The following is an 8,778-nucleotide window of genomic DNA, read 5'->3' as shown; positions in this document are numbered from 1 at the left end:
AACCACCCACACTTGCATGCCCCCCGGCCCGCATCCCATTACACATATCCGCAACCACACCGGGGCGGGTCTCACAACACCCCCACCCGCCCCACGTCCTGTTCGGGACGCCGAGCGCGGTCTTGCGGTCTCGCCGGAACGAACCTAATCTGTCGACCGATCGATCGATCGGTCGACAGATGGCGAGGAGGCGGCGTGGCAGGCAGCACCGGGACTCCACCGGCGATCCGCTACCGCTCGCGGGTGCACTTCGACGAGCTGGATCCCAACGGGCACCTGCACAACACCCGGTTCGCGCTGCACGTCGAGCGGGCGACCACGGCGGCATTCGCGGCCGCGGGCTACGACACCGGAACAATCGCCGGCCGGCATCCCGATCTGCACTACGTGGTTCGCAGCTTCCAGATCGAGTTCCACGCGCCGGTGACCGGCGCGGGCGAACTGCTCGTCCGGCTGCACCTCGCCGAGCTGGGCCGGACCAGCGCGACCTGGATATTCCACTGTGGACAGGAGCCGAACGCGACCGGCACCCGGACCATCGTGAAGGTGGGCGCCGACGGCCGGCCGCAACCGTGGTCGCAGCGGCTGCGTTCCTGGCACGCGACCCAGCTGGACGACCCGCGTTCACCCGAGAGTTGAGGAGGAAGCCGTTGTCCGAAGTCCAGTCCGGCGGTGCCGTGGTGGAGACCGAGATCTCCGGTGGCGTCGGGATCATCCGGCTCAACCGGCCGGAATGCCTCAACGCCGTCAACACCGCCCTGGTCGAGCAGCTCGTCACCGCGCTCGGCGCGGTCACCGAGGCGGACGTGGGCGCGGTGCTGCTGACCGGGCGCGGCCGTGCGTTCTGCGCCGGCCACGACCTCAAGGAACCGCCGGAGGATCCGGCGACCGTGCAGGCGCGGCTGGACCGGATCCAGGACGTCACGCGGTTGATCCGCGGCTGCCCGGCGCCGGTCATCGCGGCGGTGCAAGGGCATGCCGTCGGCGCGGGCGCGGAGTTCGCGCTCGGCTGCGACCTGGTGATCGCCGCCGACGACGCCCGGTTCCGCTTCCCCGAGGTCGGCCTCGGGCTCAGCGTCACCGGCGGCGCCTCCAAGCTGCTGCCGCTGCTCGTCGGCCCGCTCAAGGCCAAGGAGATCCTGCTGTTCGGCGACGCCATCGACGCCGCCGAGGCGAACCGGCTCGGGCTGGTCAACACCGTGGTCCCGGCCAGCGCGCTGCTGACGACCGCGCACCGGTGGGCGGCACGGCTGGCCGACCGGCCGCGCGCCACGCTGGCCATGGCCAAGGAAGCGCTGGACGCGGGCATCGACCACGCCCTCGAATCGGCGCTGCGGCTGGAGATCCGGCACGCGATCCGCACCGAGGAGCTCGCGGCCGACCGGACTGGAGACGCCCGATGAACGCCGAAACACTCGTCGACCTCGTCCGCGGCGCCGCGCGGCGCTGGCCGGATCGCACCGCGTGGACCTTCGACCACACCGGCCGGGAACTCACCTTCGCCGAGATCGACCGCCGCAGCGACGCGCTGGCCGTGCTGCTGGCCGATTCGGGCGTGACGGCGGGCGACCGCGTAGCGGTGATGATGGACAACCGCCCGGAATTCCCGCTCGGCTGGCTCGCCGCGGCCAAGCTCGGCGCGGCGATGGTCCCGGTCAACAACCGCTACCAGGAGTACGACGCCACCCACGTGCTCGCGCACTCGCAAGCCCGCGTCGTGCTGACCACCGCCGAGCACGCGGATCTGCTCGCCCGGGTCCGCAAGGCCACTTCGGTGCGGCAGGTTCTCGACGTCGACGCCATCGACCTCCCGGTGGCCGAAGCGCCGCGGTGCGCGCGGCCGGCACCGGAGGCGCTCGCGAACGTCCAGTACACCTCCGGCACCACCGGCGCGCCGAAGGGCTGCGCGCTCCCCCACCGCTACTGGACCACGCTCGCGTCCGGCCTGGTCGACGGCTTCCCGGGCATCGACGACAGCGACACGATCCTGACTGCCCAGCCGTTCCACTACATCGATCCGCAGTGGAACGTCGCGCTCGGCCTCGCCGCCGGGGCACGGCTCGTGGTGCTGGACCGCTTCCACCCCACCACGTTCTGGGCGAAGGTCCGCGAGCACGGCGTCACGTGGTTCTACTGCCTGGGCCTGATGCCGAAGCTGCTGCTCGACCAGGCCCCATCGCCGGCCGACCGGGAGCACCGGGTGCGCGCGATCAGCGCGTCGACGATCCCGCCGAACCTGCACGCCGCGCTCGAACGGCGGTGGGGCGTCCCGTGGTTCGAGGCGTTCGGCATGACCGAAACCGGCAGCGACATCAGGATGACCCCGAGGGATCACGACGCCGCGGTGGGCACGGGCTGCCTCGGCCGGGCGGCGCCCGGCCGCGAGGTCATGATCGTCGACGGTGACGGCGCCCCGGTGCCGCGCGGCGAGGTCGGCGAGCTGACCATCCGCGGCACCGGCCTGATGCACGGCTACTTCCGCGATCCGGAGGCCACCGAGCGCGCCTTCCGGGCGGGCTGGTTCCACACCGGCGATCTGGCCCGGATGGACGACGAGGGCCGCGTCTACTACGCGGGCCGCACCAAGGACATGATCCGCCGCAGCGGCGAGAACATCGCCGCCGCCGAGGTCGAACGCGTGCTGCAACTGCACCCGGCGGTCGAGGTGGCCGCGGTCCTGCCGGAGCCGGACGAGTTGCGCGGCGAGGAGGTGCACGCGGTGATCGTCCTCCGCGGCGAGCCGTGCGATCCGCGCGAGCTGGCGGACTTCTGCGCCACCCAGCTCGCCTACTTCAAGGTCCCGCGCTACTGGACCTTCCGCGACCAGCTGCCGATGACGGCTTCGGAACGCGTCGCCAAGGCCGCCCTGCGCGCCGAGCTCCGCGACGAGGAGGCGGCCACCCACGACAGCCGCACCTGGTGATCGCCGCGGGTCAGGAGCGGTCGCGCTGAAATCGAGCGCCGCTCGCGGCCCAGTTGAGCGTTCTGTCGACTTTGCCCACTGCGGCTCCGGCTCGACCGTCCGGCGTACATTTGTTTGGTGCGCGCCGGGCTGCCCGCGCACGAACCGACAGAACGTTTCCGTCCTGGCCTGGCCGGGACCGCGGCACCGAGAAGGTTGATCGGGTGGTTGTCCCAACGGCTCGTCCGCAGCGCGCTGAGCGGCCGGGCCGCAGCAAGGCCGCAGGTCGATCGATCGGCGCGGTCTGGCTGCGCATGCTCGCGGTCGTCGCCGCCGGCTTCGCGCTCTACGCAGGCTCTCCCCCGCGCGAACTGTGGTGGCTGGCGCCGATCGCGTTCGCGGTGTTCGCGGCCGTGATCCGCGGCCGCAGAGCGCGCGCCGGATTCGGCTACGGCCTGCTGTTCGGCTTCGCGTTCCTGCTGCCGCTGCTGGGCTGGCTGCAGGACTTCCTCGGCGCCGACTTCGGCCCGTGGCCGTGGCTGGGCGTGGCGGGCGTCCAGGCCCTGTTCGTCGCGCTCGGCGGGGCCGGAATGGCGCGCGTCAGCCGCCTACCGGGAGCCCCGGTGTGGATGGCCGCGGTGTTCGTCGCCGCCGAGGCGCTGCGCTCGGCCGTGCCGTTCGGCGGATTCCCGTGGGGCAGGCTGGCATTCACCCAGGACACCGGCCTGTTCCTGCCGCTGGCCGCGCTCGGCGGCACCGCCGTGGTGTCCTTCGCCGTCGCGGTGGTCGGCGGCGGTCTGGCCGAGCTCGCCCGCCGCGCGCGCACCCCGCGCCGCTGGATCGCGCCGCTGGCCGCCGTGCTCGTGCCGGTCGTGGCAGGCCTGGCCATGCTGCCCTTCATCGGCACCGACCCCAACGCCGGAACCGCCCGGGTCGCGATCGTGCAGGGCAACGCGCCCAACCTGGGGCTCGGCCTGCTGTACGAGGACGACGTCCTGCACGCCAACCACATCGCGGCCGCGCAGCAGCTCGTCGACGACCAGAAGAAAGGCCGCCTGGACTTCGTCGTGCTGCCCGAGCAGGTCGGCAGCTGGGGGCCGAGCCGGACCGACCCGGATCTCTCGGGCATCGCCGCGCAGCTCGGCGTCCCGCTGGTGGTCGGCGGCCTCGGCAAGGACGCCGACGGCGACCTGCACAACCAGATCGTCCGGTGGGACCCGGCAACGGGCGCGGGCGACCGCTACATCAAACAGCACCTGGTGCCCTTCGCCGAGACGATCCCGATGCGGCCGGTAGCGCGGCTGGTAAGCCCGTTCGTGGACCGCTTCCGCTCGGACATGGTGCCCGGCGACGAGCCCGGCGTGCTCGACGTCGGAGGCATCCGGGTGGGCGTCGGCATCTGCTACGACGTCGCCTACGACGACGTGTTCACCGGCGCCGCCCAGCAGGGCGCGACGCTGCTCGCGGTGCCGACCAACAACGCCTGGTACGGCCACTCGGAGATGAGCTACCAGCAGCTGGCGATGTCCCGGCTGCGCGCGGTGGAGCACGGGCGGGCGGTCCTGGTGGCGGCGACCAGCGGCGTCAGCGCCGTGGTGCAGCCGGACGGCACCGTGACCCAGCAGACCGAGCTGTTCACCGCGCAGAACCTCATCGCCGACGTGCCGCTGCGCTCGACGCAGACGCTCGCCACCCAGCTGGGCAGCGCTCCGATGTGGACACTGGTCGTGCTGGGCGTCGGAGCGGTGGCGCTGTCCTGGTGGCGGCCCCGGCGGACCGCGGACGCCTGAACCCGACCGATACGAGTGCACGGCCGGCCGAGCGGGCCGGCTAGGAGGACATGGATGGCGAACCGGCAAGCCCCCGGAGCCGGTGACGACTCGGCACTGGTGGTGATCCCCACCTACAACGAGCGGGACAACCTGGAACCGATCGTGCGGCGGCTGTTCGCCGCACTGCCCGCGGCGCACGTGCTGGTCGTCGACGACGGCAGCCCGGACGGCACCGGCGAGGTGGCCGACGGGCTCGCCGCCGACGACGAGCGGGTGCACGTGCTGCACCGGAGCGAGAAGGCCGGTCTCGGCGCGGCGTACGTGGCCGGCTTCGAGTGGGCGCTGGCGCGGGACTACGGCGCGATCATCGAGATGGACGCCGACGGCTCGCACTCGCCCGAAGACCTGCCCCGGTTGATCGGCATGCTCGGCCCGGACGGCACCGGCGCCGACGTCGTGCTGGGTTCGCGCTACGTGCCGGGCGGGCGGACCGTGAACTGGCCCTGGTACCGGGCGCTGCTGTCCCGCGGCGCCAACGTGTACTCCAAGCTGGCGCTCGGCGTGTCGATCAACGACATCACCTCCGGCTACCGCGTGTACCGCCGGGAGGTCCTGGACACGCTGCAGCTGCACAACGTCGCCTCGCAGGGCTACTGCTTCCAGGTGGATCTGGCGTGGCGCGCGGTGGAGGCCGGGTTCGTGGTCGTGGAGGTGCCGATCACGTTCGTGGAGCGCGAGATCGGCAGTTCGAAGATGGACGCCGAGGTAGTGCGCGAAGCCCTCGTCAGGGTGACGAAGTGGGGCCTGCGCCGCCGCGGCAACCAGGCTGCGAGTGTCCTGCGCTCGCTCCGCCGCTGACGGCCGCGGGATCCGAGCACGTCAAAGCGCCTGGGACGGTGTCCCAGGCGCTTCGTCGGATACTGTCGATCAGTGCCCGCGGCGTGTCCGCAGCAGGTCGAGGCGCTCGTTTAGCAGCTCCTCGAGCTCCGGGATGGTGCGCCGCTCCAGCAGCATGTCCCAGTGGGTGCGCGGCGGCTTGGCCTTCTTCTGCTCCGGCTCGCTACCGTCGATGATCTTCGACTCGGTGCCGTGCAGGCGGCACTCCCAGGTCGGCGGCACCTCGGCGTCGTCGGAGAACGGCACCTCGAACTCGTGGCTCTTGGGGCAGGCGTAGCGCACCGTCCGGCGCGGTGCGAGGTCGTGGTTCCGGTCGGTCTCGTAGCTCACCGCTCCGAGCCGGCTGCCACGCAGAACGCGGTCGGCCATGACGGTTCCTTTCACTTCGGCCCGGGACCTGGCCCGAGCGGTTGTGCTCACCGTGTGCAACGACGGGGGACCCGCCGTCTGTTCCCGGTGTAGTGCTTCTGGTTGCCGTCGGTGACGTTGTTCACCCATCAACGACGGCTTTCTCCCTAGAGATGCAGTCGGTCTGCGTTCGTGACGCGTTATCCCACTCGCAATCTATAGGTGCGTTCGAACGGGTGATAGTGCCAGATGATGAGTGACTATGGCCAAGTCGGATCTCGGAAAAGTGACCATAGTGGGACGGAGATCACGACACGGACGGCGGACAAGACGCGAAAATTGGTAACTGATTGTAGCGATACTTGGTTCCCTGTTGTCACAACGCTGCGTACCGGCATATTCCGATCATGTGGAAAATCCCGGCCACGCCTGTCACCAGCATGGAGCAACGCCGCCGCCTTGGCGAGGCGGGCGCGGATCGTCACCCGCCGGCACGCAGCGTGGTCGGCGAGCTCCTCAGAGGACCTTCGGCGCCGGATTGCCGACCGCCTCGATCGCCCGCCGCACCGGAACCAGCGCGACCAGCACCAACCCGACCGCGAAGAACACCACCAGCGAGATGATCGCCAGCCGGAACGATCCGGTCGCCTGCCCGACCCCGGCGAACACCAGCGGGCCCAGCCACGACGTGGAGCGCTCCCCCACTTCGTACAGCGAGAAGTACTCTGCCTCCCGACCGGGCGGCACCATCTGGCTGAACAACGACCGGGACAGCGCGTTGGTGCCGCCGAGCACCAGCCCGATGCCCACCGCCAGGCCGTAGAACTGCGTTTCCTGGCCGGCCTGCACGAAGTACGCGGCGACCAGCACCACCAGCCAGGTGGCGAGGCTGATCAGGATCGTCTTCTTCGCGCCGATGCGCCGCGCCACCACCCCGTGCAGCATCCCGCCGACGAAGGCGATGAACTGCACGATGAGCAGCGTGATGATCAACGAGTCCTGCGGGAGCTTGAGCTCCAGGTTGCCGTACTGCGCCGAGACCTGGGTCACAGTGGAGATGCCGTCGGTGTAGATCCAGTACGCCCCGAGGAACGCCAGCGTCAGCGGGAAGTGCTTCGCCTCCCGGAACGTGGTCATCAACTGCTTGAAGCCCGCGGTGACCGCGGACGGGCCGCGCACGGCCCCCTCCCGGGCACGGTGCCCGCGCAGCGCCGCCAGCGGCAGCAGCGTGAACACGGCCCACCAGACGCCCGAGGACAGGAAGATCAGCCGGACCGCGGTCTCCGTGCTCATGCCGATCGAGTCGTGGCCGAGGTAGATCACCAGGTGCATGGCCAGCGCCGCACCACTGCCCAGGTAGCCGACGGCCCAGCCGCGGGTGGAGACGTCGTCCCGCTCGTCGACGGAGGCGATCTCCGGCAGGAACGAGTAGTAGACGACCACCGAAGCGCCGAAGCAGATGTTGGCGACGATGAACAGCACCACGCCGAGCTGCCAGTTCTGCCCGCCCACCAGCGCCAGCAGCGCCGTGGTCGCCGCGCCGCCGAACGCGAAGATCGCCAGCATCAGCCGCTTGCTCTGCGTCCGGTCCGCGATCGCCCCGGTGATCGGCAGCACGACCACCTGCACGACGGTGGCCACCGACAGCAGGTAGCCCCACAGCGATCCGGCCGGGAACACCAGCCCGAACGCCGAGATGTCGCACTGCACCAGCGCGTTGTTCTGCGGGCAGGCGTTCAGGCCGTTGCGCGCCACGTCGGCCTTCGCGGCCTCGGTCGCCACCGAGGTCAGGTAGAGCGAGAGGAAGACCGTGGTCACCGATGTCGGGAACACCGAGTTGGCCCAGTCGTACCAGCACCAACCCCGCTGTTCCCGGCGCCGCCTCTGCGCGGCGTCCGGTGCCAGGTCGCTGTCCATCACGCTCATCCGTTCGGTCCTCCGGCCAAGATCACTCGATTGGGGGTAACCGGACCTTACTGGCTCAACGATCGCGGTGGAGGTCCGTGCGGAGACAATGCGTAGTTCTGCTCATCCGCCGACCTCCGGCTGCGGCTCGCCGAACCGCTCCCGCAACACCTCCCGCAGCACGTCGGGCCGATCGGTGACCAGCCCGTCCACGCCTAGATCCAGCAGTTCCCGCATCTCCACGGCGTCGTCGACGGTCCACACGTGGACCTCCAGCCCCCAGCGATGAGCCTGGCGCACGAAGCGGGAGTCGATCAAGCGCAGCCGCCCGAAACCCGTCGGCACCTGCGTGGCGCCACCGGCCACCGACGACCGCAACGGCCAGCCGCCCCACCGCGAGCCCAACCACAGCAACCCGGCCGAACGGCGCCCCGTCGAGGTGAGCAGCCGCGGCCCGATGGCCCGCCGCATCGCGGCTAGCCGGTGCTCGGCGAACGACGCCAAGCACACGCGGTCCCAGGCGTTGTGCCTGCGCAGCGTCCGCAGCACCGGGCCCACCGCCGAGTCCGCCTTGACGTCGATGTTGAAGTACGTCTCCGGCAGCTCCTCCAGCGCGGCATCCAGGCCGCACACCGGTTCCCGGCCGCCGATCAGCGCCGAGCCGACGACCGACCAGGGCAGCCGCTCGATGACGCCGCGGCCGTCCGTGGTTCGATCCAGCGTCGCGTCGTGGTTCACCACTACGACGCCGTCGGCGGTCGCGTGGACGTCGGTCTCGATGTAGTGGTAACCCTCGTCGGCGGCGCGACGGAACGCGGCCAGCGAGTTCTCCAGGTCGTGCAGCTCCCCGAGGTGCCACCCGCGGTGGGCGAACGCGCGGGGCCGGGGGCCGGACAGGAAAGGATGCGTCACGCCTGCAACTCTGCCCGATCGGCGTGCCTGCATCGCGCAGGC

8 protein-coding genes are annotated in these 8,778 nt (G+C 70.8%); 5 read left to right on the top strand and 3 right to left on the bottom strand.

The features are described 5' to 3' along the window. Nucleotides 1-195: 195 nt before the first annotated feature. The 5 genes from AB0I53_RS24755 (at nt 196) to AB0I53_RS24735 (ending at nt 5,532) form a co-directional block, all read left to right on the top strand. On the top strand, nt 196-639 hold the full coding sequence (locus tag AB0I53_RS24755; RefSeq protein ID WP_358607311.1) for a hotdog domain-containing protein: 444 nt from the start codon (nt 196-198) through the stop codon (nt 637-639). Nucleotides 640-692: 53 nt separating this feature from the next. Then, nucleotides 693-1,403, top strand: a complete 711-nt coding sequence (locus tag AB0I53_RS24750; protein ID WP_358607315.1) for an enoyl-CoA hydratase/isomerase family protein — start codon at nt 693-695, stop codon at nt 1,401-1,403. Beyond that, nucleotides 1,400-2,923: an AMP-binding protein gene (locus AB0I53_RS24745; RefSeq protein ID WP_358607309.1), complete on the top strand. Its 1,524-nt coding sequence runs from the start codon at nt 1,400-1,402 to the stop codon at nt 2,921-2,923. The genes AB0I53_RS24750 and AB0I53_RS24745 overlap by 4 nt, the downstream gene beginning before the upstream one ends. A 203-nt stretch (nt 2,924-3,126) precedes the next feature. Beyond that, nucleotides 3,127-4,692 (top strand): apolipoprotein N-acyltransferase, encoded by a 1,566-nt coding sequence (lnt, locus tag AB0I53_RS24740; RefSeq protein ID WP_358607307.1) that lies wholly within the window; start codon nt 3,127-3,129, stop codon nt 4,690-4,692. 54 nt (nt 4,693-4,746) lie between these two features. Next, the gene (locus tag AB0I53_RS24735) at nt 4,747-5,532 is read left to right on the top strand and encodes a polyprenol monophosphomannose synthase (protein WP_358607304.1); all 786 of its coding nucleotides are present in this window, start codon (nt 4,747-4,749) and stop codon (nt 5,530-5,532) included. Between the two features lie 69 nt (nt 5,533-5,601). On the opposite strand, the gene AB0I53_RS24730 is transcribed toward AB0I53_RS24735, so the two are convergent. The 3 genes from AB0I53_RS24730 to AB0I53_RS24720 form a co-directional block, all read right to left on the bottom strand. After that, complete coding sequence (locus AB0I53_RS24730; RefSeq protein WP_093277988.1) at nt 5,602-5,940, bottom strand: RNA polymerase-binding protein RbpA; 339 nt, start codon at nt 5,938-5,940, stop codon at nt 5,602-5,604. Nucleotides 5,941-6,435: 495 nt separating this feature from the next. After that, entirely contained in the window at nt 6,436-7,845 is a 1,410-nt protein-coding gene (locus tag AB0I53_RS24725) for an MFS transporter (protein ID WP_358607302.1), read from the bottom strand. A 102-nt stretch (nt 7,846-7,947) separates the two neighbouring features. Continuing rightward, nucleotides 7,948-8,769, bottom strand: a complete 822-nt coding sequence (locus tag AB0I53_RS24720; RefSeq protein ID WP_358607299.1) for a glycerophosphodiester phosphodiesterase — start codon at nt 8,767-8,769, stop codon at nt 7,948-7,950. Between the last annotated feature and the right edge of the window lie 9 nt (nt 8,770-8,778).

The organism is Saccharopolyspora sp. NPDC050389 (genome assembly GCF_040655595.1).
Lineage (GTDB): Bacteria > Actinomycetota > Actinomycetes > Mycobacteriales > Pseudonocardiaceae > Saccharopolyspora.
This window is presented reverse-complemented; position numbering and strand designations above follow the sequence as displayed.